Source organism: Nonomuraea sp. NPDC050783 (assembly GCF_040802095.1).
Lineage (GTDB): Bacteria > Actinomycetota > Actinomycetes > Streptosporangiales > Streptosporangiaceae > Nonomuraea.
Genome location: NZ_JBFAHK010000009.1, coordinates 301,678 through 323,882, shown reverse-complemented (window position 1 = coordinate 323,882; position 22,205 = coordinate 301,678). Strand labels below are relative to the sequence as shown.

Below are 22,205 nucleotides of genomic sequence, written 5' to 3'. Positions count from 1 at the left end.
TGCGCCGCTTTCGGCTTGGGGCGTCGGCGGTGAGGGGTCCACCTGGGGCTGACCCGCCGGTGCATCCCCGTGGAACGTCTGCTCGGCTTTGCCGCGGCGCCCGTGCCGTCTGTACGTGCCCCGGCCCCGGCCTGTCCGGGGAACGAGGAGGGAGGGCCGGCTCAGTTGATGGCGAACGTGCGAAGGATCAGGCCCGTGCGGGGCTTGGGGCCGAAGGAGGTGGATTTGCGGGGGACGCGTTCGCCTCCAGCGGCGACGGCCAGGACGTCTTCGGTCGCCAGCGGCTTGAGGATCACGGCGGTGCCGCCGGTGCGGGTCGCGAGCTCGGCGGCGGCATGGACGTCGTGATGCACGATGCGGACGGCCTGCTCGTCGTCGCGCATGCCCCACACCCTGGGCAGGAGGAACTCGCTGAGGATGGAGGTGTTGAGGGAGTTCCAGCGGTCGGAGTGATCGGCGGGCATGGCGCGGGCCAGCTGGACGGGGTCGGGCTCGGTGAGCAGGTGTGCGCTGGTCTCGTCGGCCAGGAGGAAGGCCGGATCCTGGGCACGCTCGAAGGCCGCCAAGCCCTCTGCCAGAGTGCCGAATTCCTGGGCCCGCCAGGAGCCACGGGCCTTGGCGGCCGCCTCCGTCAGCGGCAGGCCGGGGATGACACGGTGGATGGCCTTGAGGTCGGGCGGGTACGCGGTGGAGTCCACCAGCAGGGCCAGGCCGAAGTCCCACGGGGCCACCAGAGTCGTGGAGGAGCGGTGGTACGGCACAGGGGATCGCGGGATCGGGCCCGGGTCTTGGGCGGTGATGAGGCTGTCGGGGGCTCGGGCGGGTTCCGGAGGGGGAGCAGGGGTGGAGGCGGGAGCGGGAGGGGAGGTGGGAGCGGGAGCGGGAGGGGAGGTGGGAGCGGGAGCGGGAGGGGAGGTGGGAGCGGGGATGGATGCGGGGGAGGGCTCGGTCGAGGGACGGGTGAGGCGTTCCTGGCGCTGGAGGACGCGGTAGGTCGCGTATCGGTGGTGGCCGTCGGCGATCAGGGCCTGCCGGTCCCGGAGGTCGGCGTTGACGGCGGCGATCTCGGAGGCGTCGGTGATCGCCCAGAGGCGGTGCGTGAGGCCGTCCTCGGTACGGGCCGACACCAGAGGGGGGCGTTCGGCGGCCACCTCGTCCACCAGGCGTGTCGCCGCGCTGCCGGCGCCGTCGTAGAGGAGGAAGATCGGCTCCAGGTTCGCCTGGGTGGTGCTCATGAGGGCCAGGCGGTCGGCGATGGGGCCCGGCATGACGTCCTCGTGCGGCAGGATGACGCGCTGCCCCGGGTCGGCCAGGGCGACGTCGCCGATCAGGCCGCGTTGCAAGATGTGTGGGCCGCGCTGCTCGTACACGTACAGGGCCGGGAGGTCGTCCGGCACCAGGATGCCCGCCTGGAGCCAGGCGCGCAGGGTGTCGCGGGCCTCCGCGTAGCGGGTCTCCGGCGGAGTCTCGCCGGCGGAGAGGCCAGGGGCAGTGCCGGGGCGGGAGGTGCGGGGAAGGATGAGACGGACGACGTTGTTCGGATGAAGTCGGAGGAGGGCGTCGACGTCCGCGTCGGAGATCAGATCGTAGGGCGGGGAGGTCACCTTGGCGGGATCTTCGACGGCGAACCGTACGCCTCGGAAGGGCCGTAGCACCAGTCCATCGGGCACTGGCAGTTCAGGAGTCCCCATACCGGGCATGCTCCCATAGATGGTTACGCCTTCCGGAAATCGCCCCTCGGTTCGCAAAACCGCGCCCCTTCCACGGCAGGGCAGGGTGAGTTCGTCGGCCGGCGATGAAGGGAGTCTCACCGGTGGTTGGAGAAGGAAACGGCCATGATGAGACCTCGGGCGCTCCCCGGGGCAGTGTTTACGACTGGTACCAGCGTGGGGTGAAGTTGTTGAAGGACGGCAGTCCGGCGGCCGCGGCCGCGTTGCTGGAACGGGCCGCCGAGGTGGAGCCCGAGTCGCGGAGCATCCGCGAGGCGCTGGCGCGGGCGCAGTTCAATTCGCGGCAGTACGCGGAGGCGGCAGCCAGTTTCCGGCAGATCGTCGAGGCCAATCCCGCCGAAGATTACGCGTATTTCGGGCTCGGTCTGGCGTTGTGGCGCACCGGCGACATCGAAGGGGCGCAGGAACCGCTGGCCATAGCGGTCGCCATGCGCCCCGACGAGAGGCATTACGTGTCAGCGTTGAAGAGCGTGCGCGCCACTCTGCGGGCCCGCCGGGAGATGTAGGAGGGCTTCACGCGTCGTGGCGGACGGCGTTGGCGTGGATGGCGGCCTGGAGGTAGCCGGCCAGGCCAGGGGCGACGCGGTCGATCGAGGCCGTGAACCGCGGGTCGGTGACGTACAGGTCGCCGAGACCGCGGTGGATCTCGAACGTGCACGTGTAGCACCAGCGGGTGAGGTGCGCCCGGTGCTCCTCGGCCAGGTCCATGGCCTGCTCGCCGTCCGCGGGGGCGCCCGCGCGCATCACGGCCGCCAGGCGGGCGGAGATGTCGGCCGCCTCCGCCAGGAAACGCCGCCAGTCCTGTTTCGACAGCGAGGACATGCGGCGCCGCGACTCCTCCCAGGCGGGGGAGGCGCCCCAACGGCGTTCCGCCTCGGCGGTGTGCTCCTCGGGATCGAAATCGCCGAACAGCTCGGCGTGTTCTGTCTCGGGGAGGGCCGCCTCGAAACCGGGCTTCAGGGACATGATCGCTCCTTCCGGGTCATCGGTACGGAGGCGACGCTAAAGTCTCACGCGGCGTGAGAGTCAAACGGGAAGAGGCGCTGTGCTGATCGACGGGTACGACACCCTGCTGCTCGACCTGGATGGCGTGGTCTACCTGGGCCCCCAGGCGGTACCGGGCGCGCCCGCCGCGCTGGAGCAGGCGCGAGGGCGGGGCGTCCGGCTGGCGTACGTCACCAACAACGCCTCGCGGACGCCCGCCGCCATCGCCGCCCACCTGCGCGAGCTGGGCGCGCCGGCCACGGCCGAGGACGTCGTGACGTCCGCGCAGGCGGCGGCGCGGCTCATCGCGGAGCGGGTGCCGCCGGGGTCGGCGGTGCTCGTGGTGGGCGGGTCCGGGCTGCGGATGGCGGTACGGGATCAGGGGTTGCGGCCGGTCTCGACCGCTTTCGAGGCGCCGGTCGCGGTGGTGCAGGGGATCGCGCCGGGGCTGTCGTACGGGCTGCTGTCGGAAGGAGCGCTGGCGGTGCGGCAGGGGGCGTGGTTCGTGGCGTCGAACAGGGACGGCACCATGCCCACCGGGCGCGGGGAGCTGCCGGGCAACGGGGCCATGGCACGGGTCATCGCGGCCGCGACGGGGGTCGAGCCGGTGTACGCGGGCAAGCCGGACCCTCCGCTGCACCGGGAGTCGATGATCAGGACGGGGGCGCGGCGGCCGCTCGTGGTCGGGGATCGGCTGGACACCGACATCGAAGGGGCGTCCAACGCCGGGGTGGAATCCCTGCTGGTCCTGACCGGGGTGGCCACGGCCGCCGACGTGCTGACGGCGGAGCCGCGGCACCGGCCGACGTACGTGGCCGAAGACCTGGGGGCGCTGCTGCTGGCCTACCCCGAGGTGCGGGACGGCGCGTGCGGCGGGTGGCGGGCCCGATGGCGGGACGGGACGCTGCACCTGGAAGGGGAGGGCAGCAGGATCGACGGGCTGCGGGCGGCCTGCGACGCGGCGTGGGCGAGGGCCGGGGAGGGACAGGTCGAGGAGGACGCGGTCAAACCGGCCCTGGAGCGGATCGCCGGCTGAGATCGGATCGCCGGCTGAGATCGGATCGCCGGCTGCGATCGGATCGCCGGTTGAGGTCGGATCGCCCGTTGTGATCGGATCGCCGGCTGAGCCGGTCCAGGCGGCTGGTGACGGTGCCGGGCGCGCGGGTCCGGGCAGCCGGAGGGCGCCGGTTGAGCGGGGCCTGGGAGGGGCCGGATTCGGGTGAGCGGCCGTGGTTGGGAGAAGGGCGGCCCGAGAGAAGCACGGGAGGGTGGCACGGGAGGGTGGCTGTGAGCCGCTGGGGAGCGGCTCCGCCTTCGACTGCTGAGGATCGACTCTTCGGCAGGTGGGGCATTCTCGGGTAATGAGGGCTCTGCGGCGGTGAGGACTTCGGGTGGTGAGGGCCCTGCGGGTGGTGAGGCGGCTGTGTTTCGTCCGCTCGTCGCCTGACGGCCGTCACAGGGCCTCGGAGGGCGGCGATCCGCCCCGAGCTCAGAGCAGCAGCCCCGGGCTCAGAGCAGCCGCCGCAGGCGCAGCAGGTCGCCGAAGCTGGCGTCGATCTTCACGCGGCCCCCGAGCAGCGCCCGAGCCAGGTCCAGCTCCCCGTCCACCAGCGCGACCAGATCGTCGCTGACGACCGTGAGCTTGACGTCGGCGGGCTTGCCGTCCGCCGGCGGCTGCTCCGTGAACGGGTCGAGCCCCCCGTGGTGCAGCCGCCCGTAGAAGGTGGCGTCGAGGTCGGAGATCCGGCAGCTGACCGTGCGTTCGACCACGTGCTTGGCACGGTCCTGCTCGTCGATCTCGTCGAACTGGGCGACGAGCTTGGCCAGTGCCGTCCGGCACTCCTCGACGCTTGCCATGATGGGCATCCTTTCCTCTCTTGGGCGGCCCTATGCGGACCGTAGCGTTCCACATGACTAGCACCCCCGTATGACCTTCAACGCGTGACACGCCTGCCAAGGTCCCGGGTGCTCGCGGGAGGCGTTACGGTCGAGTCATGAGTGAGCTGCCGCAGGAGACCGGCGACGCCCGGGTCGACGCCGTGGTGGCCGGCCTGGGCCGGCTGGGCGAGCTGCCCGTGGGCGCGCACCCGCAGGTCTTCGAAGAGGCGTTTTCCACGCTGGAGGCCACCCTGGACGCGGTGGACGAACCGGCCCACGCCGGGCCCGCCCACGCCGGGCTCGCGGGCGGTGGGGAGCGGGGGCCGGGATCGCCGGCGCGGGGAGAGCGGTGAGCCGGCGGATCCGTCTCGACAGCGAGCTGGTACGCCGCGGCCTGGCCAGGTCGCGCGAGCAGGCGGCCCAGCTCATCGGCGCCGGCCGGGTCACCGTCGGCGGCCAGACCGCCAGCAAGCCCGCCACCCAGGTCGACACCGCCTCCGCCATCGTCGTGGCGGCCTCTCCGGAGGGCCCCGACTACGTCTCGCGCGGGGCGCACAAGCTGCTGGGCGCGTTGCGGGCGTTCCCGGAGCTGGTGGTGGAGGGGCGCAGGTGTCTCGACGCGGGCGCCTCCACGGGCGGGTTCACCGACGTGCTGCTGCGCCGCGGCGCGGCCCACGTGCTGGCCGTGGACGTCGGCTACGGCCAGCTCGCCTGGTCGCTGCGCACCGACGAGCGGGTGACGGTCATGGAGCGGGTCAACGTCCGCGACCTGACCCCCGAGATGGTGGGGGAGCCGCCCACGCTGGTCGTGGGCGACCTGTCGTTCATCTCGCTGCGGCTGGTGCTGCCCGCGCTGGCCGCCGTCGCCGCGCCGCGGGCCGATTTCGTGATGCTGGTCAAACCGCAGTTCGAGGTGGGTAAGGACCTCGTGGGGGCGGGCGGCGTCGTCCGCGATCCCGAGCTGCGCGCGCGGGCCGTGCGCGACGCCGCCGCCAAGGCCCTGGAGCTGGGGCTGACCGTGCGCGGCGTGACCGCCAGCCCCCTGCCCGGGCCGTCGGGCAATGTGGAATATCTGCTCTGGATGGGCAAGGGGGAGGGCGAGCCGCCGGTCGCCGACCTCGAAGCCGAGATCCAGCGTGCCGTCGCGGAAGGGCCGCAATGAAACGGACCGTGCTGGTCGCCGTACACACCGGACGCTACGCCGCCGTCGAGAGCGCGCGCCTGGTCATCAACCGGCTGGTGGACGCGGGTATCGCCGTGCGGGTGCTGGAGTCCGAGCACGCCGACCTCGGCTGCCGCGGGGTCGAGGCCGTGCCGGGCGACGATCCGGGCGCCGCCAAGGACGCCGAGGTCATGATGGTGCTCGGCGGCGACGGGTCGCTGCTGCGCGCCGCCGAGCTGGCCAGGCCGGCCGGCACGCCGCTGCTGGGGGTCAACCTCGGGCACGTCGGCTTCCTCGCCGAGGCCGAGGTCGACGACCTGGCCGTGGCGGTCGACAGCGTCGTGGCCGGGCGTTACGACGTCGAGGAGCGCATGACGATCGATGTTCTCGCTCGGCAGAACGGCCGGATCCTGGCCGACACGTGGGCGCTCAACGAGGCCACCGTCGAGAAGCAGGAGCGCATGCTGGAGGTGATCGCCGAGATCGACGGGCGGCCGCTGTCGCGGTGGGGCTGCGACGGCGTGATCTGCGCCACGCCGACCGGCTCGACCGCCTATGCTTTCTCCGCGGGCGGGCCGGTCGTGTGGCCCGAGGTCGAGGCGCTGCTCATGGTGCCCATCAGCGCCCACGCCCTGTTCGCCAGGCCGCTGGTGGTCTCGCCGCGCTCCACGCTGGCCGTGGAGATCCTGCCGGAGACGCCCGGCGGGGTGTTGTGGTGCGACGGGCGGCGCCGCTTCGAGCTGCCGTCCGGCACGCGGGTGGAGGTGCGCAGGGGCGCCGAGCCCGTACGCCTGGCGCGGCTGCACGGCGTGGAGGACACCGGCGCGCCGTTCACCGACAGGCTGGTCGCCAAGTTCGAGCTACCCGTTCAGGGCTGGCGCGGAAGGGTGCGACCCTGAGTGAATGGAAGCAGGAGCGCGTAGGATCGCGTGGGCACACGCGTTCGGGGAACGGGCCGTGTGATCGGCAGGCACAGCAGTGACGGGAGTGGGCAGTGCGACCAAGGGTCGAGGAGGTCCGCATCCAGGGGCTCGGCGTCATCGACGAGGCCGTCCTAGAACTCAGCCCGGGCTTCAACGTGGTGACCGGCGAGACGGGCGCGGGCAAGACGATGGTCGTGACCGGGCTCGGGCTGCTGTTCGGCGGCCGGGCCGACCCCTCGCGGATCCGGCCGGGGGCCGACCGGGCGAGCGTGGAGGGCACGCTCGTCATCGAGCCGGGCGGGCGCGTGGCCCAGCAGGTCGAGGACATCGGCGGCGAGGTCGAGGACGGCCAGCTGATCATCTCGCGCACCGTCTCGGCGGAGGGCCGCTCCAGGGCCTGGCTGGGCGGGCGCACCGTGCCCGTCGGCACCCTGACCTACCTGGCCGACGACCTGGTGGCCGTGCACGGGCAGATGGACCAGCAGCGGCTGCTCCAGCCCGCCAGGCAGCGCGCCGCCCTCGACAGGTACGCCGGTGACGAGCTGGTCAAGCCGCTGCGGGCGTACACGCAGGCTTACAAGAGGCACAAGCAGATCGCCGCGCAGCTGGGGGAGCTGACCACCAGGGCCAGGGAGCGGACCCAGGAGGCCGACATGCTCCGCTTCGGCCTGCAGGAGATCGAGAAGGTCGATCCCAAGCCTGGCGAGGACGCCGAGCTGCGCGAGGAGGAGGAGCGGCTCTCGCACGCCGACGCCCTGCGCAGCGCCGCCACCACCGCGCACACCGCGCTGCTCGGCGACCCCATGGAGGCCGCCGGCGGCCCGCACGACGTGATCTCCCTGCTCGGCGAGGCCCGCGCGGCCATGGAGTCGGTGCGCGACTTCGACGCCCAGCTCGCCGGCGTCGCCGACCGGCTCGCCGAGGCCGGATATCTGATCTCCGACGTGGCCACCGACCTCGCCTCCTACGCCGAGTCGATCGAGGCCGACCCGGCCCGGCTGGGGGTCGTGCAGGAACGGCGCTCGGTGCTGTCCGGGCTGATCCGCAAGTACGGCGAGGAGTCCGCCGACAGCGCGGGCGTCCTGGCCTGGGCACGGCGCGCCGCCGCCCGCCTGACCGAGCTGGAGGGCGACGACGAGCGCATCGACGAGCTGACCCGCGAGTACGACGAGCTGACCGACAAGCTCACCGACCTCGCGGCCGAGCTCACCAGGGTGCGCGAGGCCGCCGCCGGGCGGTTCGGCGAGGCCGTCACCGCGGAGCTGACCGCGCTCGCCATGCCGCACGCCCAGGTCGTGGTGCAGCTCACGCGCAGCGCCGAGTTCGGCCCCGAGGGCGTGGACGAGGTCGAGCTGCGCATGGCCGCCCATCCGGCCGCGCCGCCGCTGCCGCTCACCAAGGGCGCCTCCGGCGGCGAGCTGAGCCGGGTGATGCTCGCCATCGAGGTGGTCTTCGCAGGCGCCGACCCGGTGCCGACGTTCGTCTTCGACGAGGTGGACGCAGGCGTCGGCGGCAAGGCGGCGGTCGAGATCGGGCGCCGGCTGGCCCGGCTGGCCCGTACCGCCCAGGTGATCGTCGTCACACACCTGCCGCAGGTGGCCGCCTTCGCCGACCAGCACCTGGTGGTGGAGAAGTCCAGCGACGGCAGTGTGGTGCGCAGCGGCGTCACCACGCTCGACCACGAGGGCCGGGTGCGCGAGCTGTCGCGCATGCTGGCCGGTCTGGAGGACTCCGAGCTCGGCCGGGCGCACGCCGAGGAGCTGCTGGGGCTCGCCGCTGCCGACAGGTGATTACGGGTGACATAGCGGACACGCCGCGTCATGCGTGGTCGGAGTGCCGTCCGGCTCTGGCAGGATGGTCTTGATGAAGGTTCCGGGGAGCAGATTGCCGGGCCTCCGCGGCAGGAAGGTCGGTGACCTTCCCGGCATCACGGCAGTGGCGAGGATCGACCGGCGCACCAAGAGGCTCACCAAACGCCTCGGGCCGGGAGAAATTGCGATTATCGACCATGTCGACGTGGACCGGGTCAGCGCGGAGGCACTGGTCGCATGCGGTGCCGCGGCCGTGGTCAACGTCGCCGCCGGCATCAGCGGCCGCTATCCCAACCTGGGCCCGCAGATCCTGATCGAGGCCGGCGTGCCGTTCGTCGACAGCGCCAGCCCCGAGCTGTTCGAGCGCGTCAAGGACGGCGACGTCATCCGGCTCTGCGACGGCGTCGTCTATCTGGACGAGGACGTCGTCGGCAAGGGCGAGCCGCAGACCCTGGAGGCGGTCGAGGCCGCCATGGCCGAGGCGCGGGCCGGGCTGGCCGTGCAGATCGAGGCGTTCGCGGTCAACACGATGGAGTACGTCCGGGGCGAGGGCAAGCTGCTCATCGACGGCGTCGGCGTGCCCGAGATCCGCACGAACATGGAGGGCAGGCACGTCCTCATCGTGGTGCGCGGCTACCACTACAAGGAGGACATCGCCACCCTCCGGCCCTACATCCGCGAGTACCGGCCCGTCCTCGTCGGCGTGGACGGCGGCGCCGACGCGCTGCTGGAGGCGGGCTACCTGCCCGACGTGATCGTCGGCGACTTCGACTCCGTCTCCACCAAGGCGCTGACCTGCGGCGCCGAGCTCGTCGTGCACGCCTACCGCGACGGCCGCGCCCCCGGCCTGGAGCGCGTCCACCAGCTCGGCCGCGAAGCGGTGATCTTCCCCGCCACCGGCACCAGCGAGGACATCGCGATGCTCCTGGCCGACGACAAGGGCGCCGAGCTGATCGTCGCCGTCGGCACCCACGGCACGCTGGAGGAGTTCCTCGACAAGGGGCGCTCCGGCATGGCCAGCACCTTCCTCACCCGGCTGATCATCGGCAGCAAGCTCATCGACGCCAAGGGCGTCAGCAGGCTCTACCGAAGCCGCATCTCCACCTCCCAGCTGCTGCTCCTCGTGCTCACGGCGCTGATCACGATGGGAGTCGCGCTGAGCTTCTCGCCGCTCGGCAAGACCTGGCTGAACGGCCTGCAAGACGTCTGGAACGCGTTCATCTTCTGGCTGGTCGGACTCTTCTCGTGATCGATTTCCGCTATCACCTCGTCTCCATCGTCGCGATCTTCCTGGCGCTGGCGGTGGGCATCGTGCTGGGCACCACGCTGCTCCAGGACCCGGCCCTCGACCTGGCCAAGAGGACCAGCGACGAGCTGACCAGCGCCAACAACGGCCTGCGCGCCGACCTCGACGCCCTGCGCGGCCGCGAGGCCGGCAACGACGCGTTCATCACCGCCCGCACCCCGCAGCTGGTGGCCGGCGAGCTGACCGGGCAGCGCGTGCTGCTCATCGAGGCGCCCGGCTCCAGCACCAGCGTGCGCGAGGCCGCCCAGCAGGTGCTCGAACAGGCGGGCGCGAAGGTCAGCGGGCGGCTCCTGCTGACCGAGAAGTTCTTCGACCCCGCGGGCAAGGGCGTCCTCGACGGGCTGGTCGACCAGCTCAAACCGGCCACCATGATCTTCCCCCCCACCGCCACCAGCTACGACCGGGCCGCCACGCTGCTCGCCGCCGCCCTCGTCACCAACGATCCCGCCCAGGCCGCCACGCCCAACACCGCCACCGCCGGCGTGCTCGACGCGTTCGAGACCGGCGGGCTGCTCAGCGTCGAGGACGACCCGGAGAAGCGGGCCACGCTCGCCGTCATGTTCGCGCCGGAGAAGCCGTACGAAGGGGAGACCGCCGAGTCCCAGGCCGGGGCGCTGGTCTCGGTCGCCGACGGGTTCGACGCGGCGGGCAAGGGCACCGTGATCGCCGGAGCCGCCGCCGACACCGCCGTGCCCGGCGACGCCATCACCGCGGTACGCGACGAGAGCGAGATCTCCAGGCGCGTGTCCACCGTCGATACCGCCGATATGCCGATGGGCCGCGTCGTGATCGTCTACTCTCTGACGGAGCAACTGGCCGGGCACGCCGGCCAGTACGGTATCGGCAAGGACGCCTCCGGCGGAGCCCTGCCCGCGATGACCACCGCCACCCCGACCCCGTCCGCCCAGTCCGGGAGCTGACATGGCCCGAGGCCTGCTCTACGCCTTCGCCGGCGCCGCCATCGGCGCCGCGGCGGCCCGCGCCGCCTACACCGCGTTCACCCGCAACCGCCGGCCCGACGACCTGACCGGCCGCTGGACCCGCAAGAACCACCGCGGCGAGCCCATCACCCTCCTGGAGGGCCCGGCGTTCGTGGCGGGGGCGGGCGCCGCGGCGGCGCTCACGCCCGGGCTGCCCGGCCGGCTGCGCCTGGCCGCCCTCGTCGCGGGCGGCGGCAGCGGCGCGCTCGGCGCCTACGACGACCTGTACGGCACCACCGCCTCCAAGGGCTTCAAGGGCCACCTGACCGCGCTGGCCCGCGGCGAGGTCACCAGCGGCGCGGTGAAGATCCTCGGCATCGGCGCCACCGGGCTCGCCGCCGCCGCGCTGGCCGGTGGCGGCCCGCTCGACGTCGCGGTCAACGGCGCGGCCATCGCCGGCGCCGCCAACCTCGCCAACCTCTTCGACCTGCGGCCCGGCCGCGCCATCAAGGTCGGCCTGCTGACCGGCGGGCCGCTGCTGGTCGCCGCGCTCCTGGGCGCCTCGCCCGCCGCCGCGGGGCTGGCCGCCGTCCCGCTCGGGGCCGCCGCCGCGCTGCTGCCCGACGACCTCGGCGAGCGCGCCATGCTCGGCGACGCCGGCGCCAACGCGCTGGGCGCGCTGCTCGGCCTGGCCGCGGTCACCCGGCTCGGCCGGCCCGGCCGCTACGTCCTGCTCGGCACCGTCGCGGCGCTCACCGCGGCCTCCGAGAAGGTCAGCTTCACCAAGGTCATCGCCGGCAACCCGGTGCTCAACCGCCTCGACATGCTCGGCCGCCGGCCCGTCGGGACGGCCTGACCCCGGCGGCCGCAACTGTCGGTGCGACCTGCCAGGATGATGTCCGCGCGGGAAGCCCGCGCCGGCGAGCGGGGAGGTCGGGTGGGTGTCGTGACGGCGCGGGGCGTGGCCGGCGGGGCCGTGCTCATCGGGGCCATCACCGTGCTCGCGCGCGTGGCGGGCTTCGCCAAGCAGTACGCCTTCGCGCAGACGGTGGGCACCAACTGCCTGGCCTCGGCCTACATGACGGCCAACCAGATCCCCAACATCGTCTTCGAGGTGGTCGTCGGCGGGGCGCTGGCCGGGATGGTCGTGCCCGTGCTGGCCGGCGGGGGCGGCGAGGGCGATCGGGAGCGGGCCGGGCGGATCGGCTCGGCGCTGCTGACGTGGGTGGTCGTGGTGCTGGTGCCGCTGGCGGTGCTCACCGCGGTGTTCGCCGGGCCGGTCGTCGGGCTGTTCTTCGGGCCGGCCATCGAGGGCTGCCCCGACGCCGGGGCGGTCACGGCCGTGGCGGCGCGCATGCTCGTCGTGTTCGCACCGCAGATCCCGCTGTACGGCGTCGCGGTCGTGCTCTACGGAGTGCTGCAGGCGCACTCCCGCTTCGCGGGGCCGGCGGTGGCGCCGCTGGTGTCGAGCATCGTGGTCATCGTGGCCTACCTGCTGTTCGTCCCGCTCAGCGGCGGAGACAGCGACCCGGCGACGGTTCCTGGGCCGGCCGAGCTGGCGTTGTCGGTGGGCACCAGCCTGGGGGTGCTGTCGCTGGTGCTCGCCGTGCTCGGGCCGGTCGCGCGGCTGGGGCTGCGGTGGCGGCCCGTGCTGCGCTTCCCCGACGGAGTGGCGGGCCAGGTGCGCAGGCTCGCGCTGGCGGGCGTCGCGGCGCTGCTGGCCCAGCAGGCGGCCATGATCGTGGCGCTGCTGCTGGCCAACAACGAGGTCGGCACCGGGGCCATCGCCGTCTACAACTACGCGTGGGCGATCTACCTGGTGCCGTACGCGGTGCTCGCCGTGCCCATCGCCACCAGCGCCTTTCCCCGGCTGTCCGCGCAGGCGGGGGAGCCGGAGGCGTTCGCGGGGCTGGCGGCGCGCACCACGCGGGCCGTGGTGCTGGTGTCCGGGCTGGCGGCCGGGGTGCTGGCGGCGGCCTCGGGGCCGGGGGCGGTGGTGTTCCTCGGGATGAAGAGCGACGTGCCGGCGGCCGAGCTGGCGCGGGCGGTGGCCCTGTTCGCGCCCGGGCTGGTGGGTTACGGGCTCATCGCGCAGCTCAGCCGGGTGCTGTACGCGGCGGGGCGCGGGCGGGCGGCGGCCGGGGGGACCGTCGCGGGGTGGGCCGTGACGATGGTCGCGCAGGTCGTGTTCGTGGTGGTGCTGCCCGAGGGGTGGAGGATCGGCGGGATGGCGCTGGGCATGAGCGTCGGCATGAGCGCGGGCGGGGCGCTGCTGCTGGCGGCCGTGGTGCGGGCGCGGGGGAGCAGGGCCGCGGCCGGGCTGGGGCGGGCCCTGGGCGCGGCGGCCGGGGGCGGGGTGCTCGGATACCTCGCCGGGGACGCCGTGGCGGGATGGCTCGGGGCGCACGGTGTGTGGGCGAACGCGGGCGCGGCGGTGCTGGCCGGGGCCGTGGCGCTGGGGGCAGGCGGTGTGGTCGTGGGCGTGGTGGACCGGGCGGACGCGAGAGCGGTGGCCGGGCTGCTGCGGCGGGGCCGGGGTTGAGGGAGGAGTGGGCGTGCGGGTGGCGTATGTACTGGGCACCACGTCCGGTGGCACGGGGCGGCATGTGCGGATGCTGGTGGAAGGGCTGGTGCGGCGGGGGCACCAGGTCGTCGTGGCCGGGCCGCCCAGCGTCGAGGAGCAGTTCGCGTTCGGCGCGGCGGGGGCGCGGTTCGTGGAGGTCGCCGTGTCGGACCGGCCCCACCCCGCCCGTGACCTGCGCGCGGTGCTGGCCGTCCGGCGGGTGACGCGGGAGGCCGACGTCGTGCACGCCCACGGTCTGCGCGCCGGGGCGCTGGCGGGGCTCGGGACGCGGGGGCGGCTGCTGGTGGTGACGCTGCACAACGCGCTGACCGCCGGGGGGTTCGTCGGGTTCGTGTACGGGGTGCTGGAGCGGATCGTGGCGCGGCGGGCCGACCGGGTGCTGGTGGTGTCGTCCGATCTCGGCGAGCGCATGACCCGGCTGGGGGCGCGGGACGTGCGGGCGGCCGTGGTGCCCGCGCCGTCGCTGCGGCCGGCCGGGCGGCCCGCCCGGGAGGTCGCGGACGAACTGGGCGCGGGAGAGCGGCCGATCCTGCTGACGATCGCGCGGCTGGCCCAGCAGAAGGGCCTGGAAACCCTCCTCGACGTCGCCGCCGGCCCCTGGCACGAGGGCCCGGGGGAGGGACACGGCCAGGACGGGGGCCCATGGGGAGCCGCCGGGCTACGGGAAGCAGCCGGGCCACAGGAAGTCGCCGGGGCGCGGGGAGCCGCCGGGTCGCGGAGGCGGCCGTTGTTCGTGATCGCCGGTGAGGGGCCGCTGCGGGGGGAGCTGGAGCGGCGGATCGCGGCGGAGGGGCTGCCGGTCAAGCTGCTGGGAAACCGGGACGACGTGCCCGACCTGCTCGGCGCGGCCACCGCCGTGGTGACGGCGGCCCGATGGGAAGGGCAACCGCTCAGCATCAGGGAGGCACTCATGGCCGGAAAGCCGGTGATTGCCACCGCTGTAGGGGGAATCCCAGAGATTGTGGGAGACGCCGGGATTCTCGTGCCCTACGGGGACGTCCACGCGCTGCGCGAAGCCGTACGGACGTTGCTGGACGAGCCCGGGACTGCGGAAAGGCTCGCGGCCGCGGCCGTGAGACGGGGACGCGAGATGCCGGACGGCGACGACGCCGTGGAGAGCGTCCTGGGCGTTTACGGAACAGCAAGATCCACGGGATGATTAGGTGGGGTTAAGGCGTTCTCGTATACTGCCTGGGTTAGGGAGGGGAGTATCCCTTCGCGACAGCCTCGTCATCACGGTGCAGCCCCGATCCATGGGGCCCCCGGGGCTGCCGGTCCGCGGTTTCGGCGGGCGGGAGAGACCTCCGGCAATGAGTCCTGCATGCCGGAGGGTAAAGAGACGTGATGGTACCCGCATGGGCCTGGATCGCCGTGATCGGCGGGCTGCTCCTCGTACTCGCCATCGACCTGTGGATCGTGGACCGGGGAGAAGCGCGAGAGTTCTCCATGCGGCAGGCGGGGTACTGGGTGACGTTCTATGTCATCCTCGCCATCGCGTTCGGGGTGCTGCTGTGGACCATGTTCGGCGGGGACAAGGCGGGAGAGTTCTTCGCCGGATATATCACTGAATACAGTTTGAGCGTCGACAACCTGTTCGTCTTCTTCATCATCATGAGCAGGTTCGCGGTGCCACGGGCTTACCAGCACAAGGTGCTGCTCGTCGGCATCCTGCTCGCGCTCGTCATGCGCGGCATCTTCATCGCGCTCGGCGCGGCGGCGCTGGAGCGGTTCAGCTGGTTGTTCTACGTGTTCGGCGCCTTCCTCGTCTACACGGCGGTCAACATCGTCCGCCAGCACGTCAAGGGCGAGGAAGAGGAGTTCAACGAGAACATCCTGCTGCGGTGGGTGCGCAAGGCCTTCCCCACCACCGAGGGCTACGCCGGCTCGAAGATCACGGTCAAGATCGACGGCCGGCGCATGGTCACCCCCATGCTCATCGTGATGATCGCCATCGGCACCACCGATCTGCTGTTCGCGCTCGACTCGATTCCCGCCATCTTCGGGCTCACCCAGGACCCCTTCATCGTCTTCTCGGCCAACGCGTTCGCCCTGATGGGACTGCGTCAGCTCTACTTCCTCCTGGGTGGTCTGCTGCAGCGGCTGGTCTACATCAGCTACGGTTTGGCGTTCATTCTCGGGTTCATCGGGGTTAAGCTGGTATTGGAGGCGTTGCACGCCAGCCATGTCTCCTGGGCGCCCGAAATTCCCATCTGGGTCTCGCTCACGGTCATCGGCGTGACCATGGTCATCACCACCGCGGCGAGCCTGATCAAAGCCCGCATCGACGCGCGCAAGGGCGAGGAACCGCATCCTGAGCAGGTCTAGCGGAATGGGCTTCGAGGCGCTTTGCTTTGTGTAGTCGCGCCGTGTAATAGTTGCGAGTTCTGTAACATCATGGCAAAGCGCCCAGTTCAGTCACCACCAAAGGTTGTACGTGTCAGACGATTCTGCTAAGCCGAGCCGTGTCCGGCTCGCACGCGGGGTCTCCCCGTGGCTTCTTCCTACGGCGGCCGCGGCGGCCGCCACCGCGCTGCTGACGCGCAAGAGCCGGCGATGGGCGTTCGCGGCGGTGCCGCTGAGCGCGCTCACCGGGGGGATGCTCTGGTTCTTCCGCGACCCCGACCGGGTTCCCGGCGACGGCCGCGTCCTGTCGCCCGCCGACGGCGTGGTGCAGAGCATCGATCCGTGGCCCGACGGCCGTACCCGGGTAGCGATCTTCATGAGCCCGCTGAACGTTCACGTCAACCGGGCCCCTCTTGCGGGAAATGTCGCCTCCGTGCAGCATGTGGCAGGTGGGTTCCTGCCGGCGTTCAACAAGGACAGCGACCAGAACGAACGCGTGGTGTGGCATTTCGAGACCACGCTGGGCGACATCGAGATGGTGCAGATCGCGGGCGCGGTCGCGCGCAGGATCGTGCCGTACCTGAGCGTCGGCGCCAAGGTCGCCCAGGGCGAGCGGATCGGGCTCATCCGGTTCGGCTCCCGGGTCGACATCTACCTTCCGGAAGGGATTTCGCCCGCGGTGTCCGTGGGGGAGAAGACGGTTGCGGGGGTGACCAGAATTGACCGCGGCTGACGCCGGCAGTTGGCAGGCGGAAGAGGAAGAACCACGGGGCCCGGTCGGCAAAGCCTTCCGCCTCTCCGCGGCCGACTCCCTCTCGCTCGGTAACGCGATCTGCGGCTTCCTCGCGGTGTGCGTGCTCGCGTACTCCGCCATCCAGCAGCTCCAGGTCGCGGGCGGGCGCTTCACGCCCGATCCGAGCTACTTCGCCACCGCGATCGTGCTGCTGCTCATCGGCGCGACGTGCGACCTGTTCGATGGCCTGGTGGCGCGGCGCTTCCGCGCCTCGGCCATGGGCGCCGAGCTCGACAACCTGGCCGACGTCATCAGCTTCGGCTTCGCGCCCGCGTTCATGGTGGTGATCTGGGGCGGGTTCACCTCGCAGGTGCCCTTCACCGCGGTGCTCGTGGCGGCGGCGTCCGTGCTGGTCGCCGGGGTCGTGCGGCTGGCCAGGTTCGCCTGCGTCAAGACCAAGAGCGGCGACTTCATGGGGCTGCCCATCCCGATGGGCGCCATGACCGTGATAGCGATCGTGCTGCTGTTCCAGCCGAGCATCTGGACCCTGGTCGGCATCCTCGGCGTGGCGTGGCTGATGGTCAGCCGGATCGAGTACCCGAAGCCGAAGGGTCAGCTCGCGGCGGTCGTGCTCGGCTGGATCATGGTCAACGTGGCCTTCCTCACCTTCTGGGTGGCCTGGCCCGAGGGCGGTGACCTGCCGATCAAGATCGGCGCGACCATGCAGATCGCCCTGGTGGCGGCGATCCCGCTGCGGATGCTGTTCTACAAGAGGGAACAGCGCCGCGAAGCCGAGCGAATCCACAACTGACGGGATTTTTCGGCATACTTCGGCTTTGATGGAGCCATGTCGGCTACGCCGCGCGAGCACACGCGCACGTACTACCTCGGCAAGCTGGCCACGGAGCTGGAGCGGCGCGGGCTGACGGTGATACTCCGGCCGTACCCGCCCGCGCTGCGCATCAGCGACCCCGACACCGCCATGCTGGCGGAGACGGTGGACTGCGTGCCCCTGCCGGAGGGCTGGTTCTACCGGTGGTCCTGGGGAGAGCTCGTCGGCGTCACGGACGACCCGGCGTCCGCCGCCGACCGGATCATGCGCGTCCTGGCCTGCGGCTGACCCGATCCGTCGGTCGCACGCCGGCGGCTCCGGGGGCGTCCCTCGCGGGGCGGGCGGCCGGCCCGGGCTCCGTGACCCTCCGGCCGCGCCCCGCGGGAAGCGCCGCTACCAGCCCCTGGCCTTCCACTCCTGCAGGGAGGGGCGCTCGGCGCCGAGGGTGGTGTCCTTGCCGTGGCCGGGATAGACCCAGGTGCCGTCGGGAAGGCGGTCGAAGACGCGTTCCACCACGTCGTTGTAGAGCTGGGTGAAGCGCTCGGGGTCCTTCCAGGTGTTGCCCACGCCGCCGGGGAACAGGGAGTCGCCGGTGAACAGATGGGTGCCCGCCTCGCCGCCGTCGTAGAGCAGGGCGATGGAGCCGGGCGTGTGGCCGCGCAGGTGGATGACCTCCAGCGAGCAGCGGCCGAGCGTGATCGTGTCGCCGTGCTCGACCGTGCGGTCGGCCGGCAGCGGAAGGGCGGGCGCGTCGAGCGGGTGGGCGACCACCTGGGCGCCGGTGACCTTGGCCACCTGCTCCAGCGCCTGCCAGTGGTCGCCGTGCTGGTGGGTCGTGACGATCGCGCCGACCGGCCGGTCGGAGATCAGGGCGAGCAGGCGGTCGGGCTCGGCGGCGGCGTCGATGAGCAGGCCCTCGCCGGTCTCCGTGCAGCGCAGCAGGTAGGCGTTGTTGTCGAACGGGCCGACGGCGAGTTTGCAGATGGACAGCGCCGGCAGCTCGCGTACGTCGGCGGGGCCGCCGACCTGGACGTCACCTGTGTAGGTCATGGGTAGTCCTTCGGGGGTGTCGTGGGCAGATCAGCAGGGGCCGGCATCGTCAGCCACGGCGGCGGCGCGGGAAGGCCTGCCCCCGCGGGGCCTGGCATGAACGGCTGCCCCACGGGCACCAGACTAACGCCCTCGCCTCTGGATCTCCCGGTCAGCCAGGCCAGCATGTCGGCGGGGGCGCCCACCACGGCCGGGCCCCGTCCCAGGCCGGGGCGCAGCTCCAGGATCTCCCTCCCGCGCGCGCGGCGCCGCAGCCCGATCTCGCCGATCGGGCTGCGGCCGTGCGGCCAGCAGCGCAGGCAGTCGTGCAGCTCCCGGTCGACGAACGTCTCCGGCCAGTCGGCGGGGCCGTATCCGGCGTCGAGGTCCACGTGGTGCAGGCCGACCTCGCGCAACCGGCGGACCAGGACGTACCAGGCCGGGTGGGGCGGCGGGCGCATGCCCTCCACCTGGGCGGACCACGCCTGTTCGGGCAGGTCGCGGACGGCGGCGGCGAAGCGCTCGGCGCTGTCGCGCAGCTCGGCCAGGAGGTGGGCGGCGGGACGGGACGCGGCCGCCTCGATCGCCGCCGACCTGGCCTGCGCGGAGGGGTACTGCGGGGTGCGGACGCCGGTCCTGGCCCAGGCCAGGAGGTTGACGTGGGAGTCGGCGTTCTGCGCGAGGTGGGCCAGCACGTGGCCCCTGGTCCAGCCGGGCAGCAGGGACGGGGCGGCCACGTCGGCGTCGGTGAGGGCTGCGGCCGTGGCCAGCAGCCGGTCGGTGGCGGCGGCCAGTTCCGCCCGCAACGCGGGTAAAACGGTCATATCTTGATATTTCATCACCTAGGGTGTGAGGGGCGGGTGAAGGGCATAAATTCGCAGGTCGGAGCGTTGAGTGCGGAAGGCCTCCTGCCGACCCGGCGGATGGCCGTAACCTGTGAGGGACGGATTTTCGGGGACCGCGCAGCGGGCCGCCGAAATTGTCGGAGCCCCCGTCTACCATCCCCCGTGGACCTATCCGCCTTTCAAGTACCGGGATCGCCGTGGCAGACCGCCTGATCGTGCGTGGTGCACGAGAACACAACCTCAAGGACGTCTCGCTGGACCTGCCGCGAGACTCGCTGATCGTCTTCACCGGCCTGTCCGGCTCGGGCAAGTCGAGCCTGGCTTTCGACACGATCTTCGCTGAGGGCCAGCGGCGCTACGTCGAGTCGCTGTCGGCGTACGCCCGCCAGTTCCTCGGGCAGATGGACAAGCCCGACGTCGACTTCATCGAGGGCCTGTCGCCCGCGGTGTCGATCGACCAGAAGTCCACCAGCAAGAACCCCCGCTCGACCGTCGGCACCATCACCGAGGTCTACGACTACCTGCGCCTGCTGTGGGCCCGCATCGGCAAGCCGCACTGCCCCGTGTGCCGCCGCCCGATCGCCCGCCAGACGCCGCAGCAGATCGTCGACCGCGTGATGGACCTCGACGAGGGCACCCGCTTCCAGGTGCTCGCCCCCGTCGTACGCGGCCGCAAGGGCGAGTACGCCGAGCTGTTCCGCGAGCTGCAGACCAAGGGCTTCGCCCGGGCCAGGGTCGACGGCACGGTCGTGCGGCTGGAGGAGCCGCCGACGCTGAAGAAGTACGAGAAGCACGACATCGAGGTCATCGTCGACCGCCTGTCGGTCAAGGAGTCGGCGCGCCGCCGGCTCAACGACTCGGTCGAGACCGCGCTGCAGCTGTCCGGCGGCACGATCACTCTGGACTTCGTCGACCTGCCCGAGGGCGACCCGGGCCGCGAGCGGTTCTACTCCGAGCACCTCTACTGCCCCTACGACGACCTGTCGTTCGACGAGCTGGAGCCGCGCTCGTTCTCCTTCAACTCCCCGTTCGGCGCCTGCCCCGAGTGCACCGGCCTCGGCACGAGGATGGAGGTCGACCCCGACCTGATCGTGCCCGACCCCGAGCGCACGCTGCGCGACGGCGCGCTGCACCCGTGGTCCGGCGGCCACACCAGCGAGTACTTCGTGCGGATGATCGAGGCGCTGGGCAACGCCATGGGCTTCGGCCTCGACACCCCGTGGGACCAGCTGCCGAAGAAGGCGCAGAAGGCCCTGCTGTACGGCTACGACGAGCAGATCAACGTCCGCTACAGCAACCGCTACGGCCGCCAGCGCTCCTACTACACCGACTACACCGGCGTCATCACCTGGGTGCAGAAGCGGCACGCCGAGGCGGAGAGCGACTCGAGCCGCGAGCGGTTCGAGGGCTACATGCGCGAGATCCCGTGCCCGGCCTGCAAGGGCGCCAGGCTCAAGCCGGTGACCCTGGCCGTGACCGTGGCCGGCAAGTCGATCGCCGACGTCGCCGCCATGTCGATCGGCGAGTGCGCCGCCTTCCTGGGCGAGCTCAAGCTGTCCGACCGCGACATGCACATCGCCGAGCGGGTGGTCAAGGAGATCAACGCCCGCCTCGGGTTCCTGCTCGACGTGGGCCTCGACTACCTCACGATGGACCGCGCCGCGGCCACCCTGGCCGGCGGCGAGGCGCAGCGCATCCGGCTCGCCACGCAGATCGGCTCCGGCCTGGTCGGCGTCCTGTACGTGCTGGACGAGCCCTCCATCGGCCTGCACCAGCGCGACAACCTGCGCCTGCTCGACACCCTGGTCAGGCTGCGCGACATGGGCAACACGCTGATCGTGGTCGAGCACGACGAGGACACCATCGCGGCCGCCGACTGGGTGGTCGACATCGGCCCCGGCGCGGGCGAGCACGGTGGCCAGGTCGTCGTGTCCGGCACCGTCCAAGACCTGCTGAGCAGCGAGGAGTCGCTGACCGGCCAATACCTGTCGGGCCGGCGGAGCATCTCCGTCCCGGCCACCCGCCGCAAGCGCGACAAGAAGCGGCAGATCACCGTCAAGGGCGCCCGCGAGCACAACCTCAAGGGCGTCGACATCGACTTCCCGCTCGGCGTGTTCACCGCCGTCACCGGCGTGTCGGGCTCCGGCAAGTCGACGCTGGTCAACGACATCCTCTACAACGCGCTGGCCAAGGAGCTCAACGGCGCGCGCACGGTGCCCGGCCGGCACTCCCGCATCAACGGCATGGACCTCGTGGACAAGGTCGTCCACGTCGACCAGTCGCCGATCGGCCGCACCCCGCGCTCCAACCCGGCCACCTACACCGGCGTCTTCGACCACGTCCGCAAGCTGTTCGCGGCCACGACCGAGGCCAAGGTGCGCGGCTACCAGCCCGGGCGCTTCAGCTTCAACGTCAAGGGCGGGCGCTGCGAGGCGTGCGCGGGCGACGGCACCATCAAGATCGAGATGAACTTCCTGCCGGACGTCTACGTCCCCTGCGAGGTCTGCCACGGCGCCCGCTACAACCGGGAGACGCTGGAGGTCCACTACAAGGGCAGGACGATCGCCGAGGTCCTCGACATGCCGATCGAGGAGGCGCTGGAGTTCTTCGACGCGATCCCCGCGATCAGGCGCCACCTGCAGACCCTCAACGACGTGGGCCTCGGTTACGTCCGGCTCGGCCAGCCGGCCACCACGCTGTCCGGCGGCGAGGCGCAGCGCGTCAAGCTCGCCTCCGAGCTGCAGCGACGGCAGACCGGCCGGACGATCTACGTCCTGGACGAGCCCACCACCGGCCTGCACTTCGAGGACATCCGCAGGCTGCTGGGCGTGCTCGGACGGCTGGTCGACGGCGGCAACACCGTCATCGTCATCGAGCACAACCTCGACGTCATCAAGACGGCCGACTGGATCATCGACATGGGCCCCGAAGGCGGCTCGCGCGGCGGCACGCTGGTCGCCACCGGCACCCCCGAAGAGGTCGCGCTGGTCGAGGAGAGCCACACCGGGCGGTTCCTGCGCAAGATCCTGTCCGTCTGAGCACCCGTTCATCAAGGGCCGTCCGGTCCCGCGCGCGAGCGCGTACCCGATCGCGGGACCGGCGGGGTACGGCCCTACAGTTGTGGC

At 72.0% G+C, this 22,205-nt stretch carries 21 protein-coding genes; 16 read left to right on the top strand and 5 right to left on the bottom strand.

Annotated features, from left to right (window positions below; translation table 11 throughout):
* Window positions 1–161: 161 nt before the first annotated feature.
* Window positions 162–1,691: a DUF1015 family protein gene (locus tag AB0H75_RS25905; protein ID WP_367800257.1), complete on the bottom strand. Its 1,530-nt coding sequence runs from the start codon at window positions 1,689–1,691 to the stop codon at window positions 162–164.
* 104 nt (window positions 1,692–1,795) lie between these two features.
* Here AB0H75_RS25905 and AB0H75_RS25900 point away from each other — a divergent pair, with 104 nt between their 5' ends.
* Entirely contained in the window at window positions 1,796–2,236 is a 441-nt protein-coding gene (locus AB0H75_RS25900; RefSeq protein WP_367800255.1) for a tetratricopeptide repeat protein, read from the top strand.
* A 7-nt stretch (window positions 2,237–2,243) separates the two neighbouring features.
* Here the strand turns inward: AB0H75_RS25900 and AB0H75_RS25895 are convergent, their stop codons facing one another.
* Complete coding sequence (locus AB0H75_RS25895; RefSeq protein WP_367800253.1) at window positions 2,244–2,696, bottom strand: TipAS antibiotic-recognition domain-containing protein; 453 nt, start codon at window positions 2,694–2,696, stop codon at window positions 2,244–2,246.
* A gap of 79 nt (window positions 2,697–2,775) precedes the next feature.
* Between AB0H75_RS25895 and AB0H75_RS25890 the strand changes: the two genes are divergently transcribed.
* Window positions 2,776–3,750 (top strand): HAD-IIA family hydrolase, encoded by a 975-nt coding sequence (locus AB0H75_RS25890; RefSeq protein WP_367800251.1) that lies wholly within the window; start codon window positions 2,776–2,778, stop codon window positions 3,748–3,750.
* A 473-nt stretch (window positions 3,751–4,223) separates the two neighbouring features.
* On the opposite strand, the gene AB0H75_RS25885 is transcribed toward AB0H75_RS25890, so the two are convergent.
* The gene (locus AB0H75_RS25885) at window positions 4,224–4,571 is read right to left on the bottom strand and encodes an SCP2 sterol-binding domain-containing protein (RefSeq protein WP_367800249.1); all 348 of its coding nucleotides are present in this window, start codon (window positions 4,569–4,571) and stop codon (window positions 4,224–4,226) included.
* A 137-nt stretch (window positions 4,572–4,708) separates the two neighbouring features.
* Here AB0H75_RS25885 and AB0H75_RS25880 point away from each other — a divergent pair, with 137 nt between their 5' ends.
* From AB0H75_RS25880 to AB0H75_RS25820, 13 genes are all read left to right on the top strand, one after another.
* Entirely contained in the window at window positions 4,709–4,945 is a 237-nt protein-coding gene (locus tag AB0H75_RS25880) for a hypothetical protein (protein ID WP_367800247.1), read from the top strand.
* Window positions 4,942–5,754: a TlyA family RNA methyltransferase gene (locus AB0H75_RS25875; protein ID WP_367800245.1), complete on the top strand. Its 813-nt coding sequence runs from the start codon at window positions 4,942–4,944 to the stop codon at window positions 5,752–5,754. Before AB0H75_RS25880 ends, AB0H75_RS25875 begins: the two co-directional genes overlap by 4 nt.
* The gene (locus tag AB0H75_RS25870) at window positions 5,751–6,653 is read left to right on the top strand and encodes an NAD kinase (protein ID WP_367800243.1); all 903 of its coding nucleotides are present in this window, start codon (window positions 5,751–5,753) and stop codon (window positions 6,651–6,653) included. The genes AB0H75_RS25875 and AB0H75_RS25870 overlap by 4 nt, the downstream gene beginning before the upstream one ends.
* A gap of 95 nt (window positions 6,654–6,748) precedes the next feature.
* Window positions 6,749–8,467 carry a DNA repair protein RecN gene (gene recN, locus AB0H75_RS25865; RefSeq protein ID WP_367800241.1) on the top strand — a complete coding sequence of 573 codons (1,719 nt, stop codon included), beginning with the start codon at window positions 6,749–6,751 and terminating at the stop codon, window positions 8,465–8,467.
* 73 nt (window positions 8,468–8,540) lie between these two features.
* Window positions 8,541–9,737, top strand: a complete 1,197-nt coding sequence (steA, locus tag AB0H75_RS25860; RefSeq protein ID WP_367800239.1) for a putative cytokinetic ring protein SteA — start codon at window positions 8,541–8,543, stop codon at window positions 9,735–9,737.
* The gene (locus tag AB0H75_RS25855; protein WP_367800237.1) at window positions 9,734–10,714 is read left to right on the top strand and encodes a copper transporter; all 981 of its coding nucleotides are present in this window, start codon (window positions 9,734–9,736) and stop codon (window positions 10,712–10,714) included. The genes steA and AB0H75_RS25855 overlap by 4 nt, the downstream gene beginning before the upstream one ends.
* 1 nt (window position 10,715) lies before the next feature.
* On the top strand, window positions 10,716–11,570 hold the full coding sequence (locus AB0H75_RS25850) for a hypothetical protein (RefSeq protein ID WP_367800235.1): 855 nt from the start codon (window positions 10,716–10,718) through the stop codon (window positions 11,568–11,570).
* Between the two features lie 81 nt (window positions 11,571–11,651).
* The gene (murJ, locus tag AB0H75_RS25845; protein ID WP_367800233.1) at window positions 11,652–13,256 is read left to right on the top strand and encodes a murein biosynthesis integral membrane protein MurJ; all 1,605 of its coding nucleotides are present in this window, start codon (window positions 11,652–11,654) and stop codon (window positions 13,254–13,256) included.
* 19 nt (window positions 13,257–13,275) lie between these two features.
* On the top strand, window positions 13,276–14,457 hold the full coding sequence (locus tag AB0H75_RS25840; protein ID WP_367800231.1) for a glycosyltransferase: 1,182 nt from the start codon (window positions 13,276–13,278) through the stop codon (window positions 14,455–14,457).
* Between the two features lie 185 nt (window positions 14,458–14,642).
* The gene (locus tag AB0H75_RS25835) at window positions 14,643–15,623 is read left to right on the top strand and encodes a TerC family protein (RefSeq protein WP_367800229.1); all 981 of its coding nucleotides are present in this window, start codon (window positions 14,643–14,645) and stop codon (window positions 15,621–15,623) included.
* Window positions 15,624–15,732: 109 nt separating this feature from the next.
* Complete coding sequence (locus AB0H75_RS25830) at window positions 15,733–16,374, top strand: phosphatidylserine decarboxylase (protein ID WP_367800290.1); 642 nt, start codon at window positions 15,733–15,735, stop codon at window positions 16,372–16,374.
* A complete protein-coding gene (gene pssA, locus AB0H75_RS25825; protein WP_367800227.1) occupies window positions 16,361–17,185 on the top strand; it encodes a CDP-diacylglycerol--serine O-phosphatidyltransferase in 825 nt (274 codons plus the stop codon). Before AB0H75_RS25830 ends, pssA begins: the two co-directional genes overlap by 14 nt.
* 36 nt (window positions 17,186–17,221) lie before the next feature.
* The gene (locus tag AB0H75_RS25820; RefSeq protein WP_367800225.1) at window positions 17,222–17,494 is read left to right on the top strand and encodes a hypothetical protein; all 273 of its coding nucleotides are present in this window, start codon (window positions 17,222–17,224) and stop codon (window positions 17,492–17,494) included.
* 105 nt (window positions 17,495–17,599) lie between these two features.
* Here the strand turns inward: AB0H75_RS25820 and AB0H75_RS25815 are convergent, their stop codons facing one another.
* Window positions 17,600–18,256, bottom strand: coding sequence for an MBL fold metallo-hydrolase (locus tag AB0H75_RS25815; RefSeq protein WP_367800223.1), 657 nt, complete (start codon window positions 18,254–18,256; stop codon window positions 17,600–17,602).
* A complete protein-coding gene (locus AB0H75_RS25810) occupies window positions 18,253–19,059 on the bottom strand; it encodes a maleylpyruvate isomerase family mycothiol-dependent enzyme (RefSeq protein ID WP_367800221.1) in 807 nt (268 codons plus the stop codon). The genes AB0H75_RS25815 and AB0H75_RS25810 overlap by 4 nt, the downstream gene beginning before the upstream one ends.
* 218 nt (window positions 19,060–19,277) lie before the next feature.
* On the opposite strand from AB0H75_RS25810, the gene uvrA reads away from it, so the two are divergent.
* Window positions 19,278–22,118: an excinuclease ABC subunit UvrA gene (gene uvrA / locus AB0H75_RS25805; RefSeq protein WP_367800219.1), complete on the top strand. Its 2,841-nt coding sequence runs from the start codon at window positions 19,278–19,280 to the stop codon at window positions 22,116–22,118.
* Window positions 22,119–22,205 lie beyond the last annotated feature (87 nt).

Excerpts from the sequence above, each read along its gene's own strand:
- AB0H75_RS25905 (WP_367800257.1), bottom strand. The coding sequence starts at position 1,691 with ATGGGGACTCCTGAACTGCCAGTGCCCGATGGACTGGTGCTACGGCCC.
- AB0H75_RS25900 (WP_367800255.1), top strand. The coding sequence starts at position 1,796 with ATGAAGGGAGTCTCACCGGTGGTTGGAGAAGGAAACGGCCATGATGAG.
- AB0H75_RS25895 (WP_367800253.1), bottom strand. The coding sequence starts at position 2,696 with ATGTCCCTGAAGCCCGGTTTCGAGGCGGCCCTCCCCGAGACAGAACAC.
- AB0H75_RS25885 (WP_367800249.1), bottom strand. The coding sequence starts at position 4,571 with ATGGCAAGCGTCGAGGAGTGCCGGACGGCACTGGCCAAGCTCGTCGCC.
- AB0H75_RS25880 (WP_367800247.1), top strand. The coding sequence starts at position 4,709 with ATGAGTGAGCTGCCGCAGGAGACCGGCGACGCCCGGGTCGACGCCGTG.
- AB0H75_RS25870 (WP_367800243.1), top strand. The coding sequence starts at position 5,751 with ATGAAACGGACCGTGCTGGTCGCCGTACACACCGGACGCTACGCCGCC.
- steA (WP_367800239.1), top strand. The coding sequence starts at position 8,541 with ATGAAGGTTCCGGGGAGCAGATTGCCGGGCCTCCGCGGCAGGAAGGTC.
- AB0H75_RS25850 (WP_367800235.1), top strand. The coding sequence starts at position 10,716 with ATGGCCCGAGGCCTGCTCTACGCCTTCGCCGGCGCCGCCATCGGCGCC.
- AB0H75_RS25835 (WP_367800229.1), top strand. The coding sequence starts at position 14,643 with ATGGTACCCGCATGGGCCTGGATCGCCGTGATCGGCGGGCTGCTCCTC.
- AB0H75_RS25820 (WP_367800225.1), top strand. The coding sequence starts at position 17,222 with ATGTCGGCTACGCCGCGCGAGCACACGCGCACGTACTACCTCGGCAAG.
- AB0H75_RS25815 (WP_367800223.1), bottom strand. The coding sequence starts at position 18,256 with ATGACCTACACAGGTGACGTCCAGGTCGGCGGCCCCGCCGACGTACGC.
- AB0H75_RS25810 (WP_367800221.1), bottom strand. The coding sequence starts at position 19,059 with ATGACCGTTTTACCCGCGTTGCGGGCGGAACTGGCCGCCGCCACCGAC.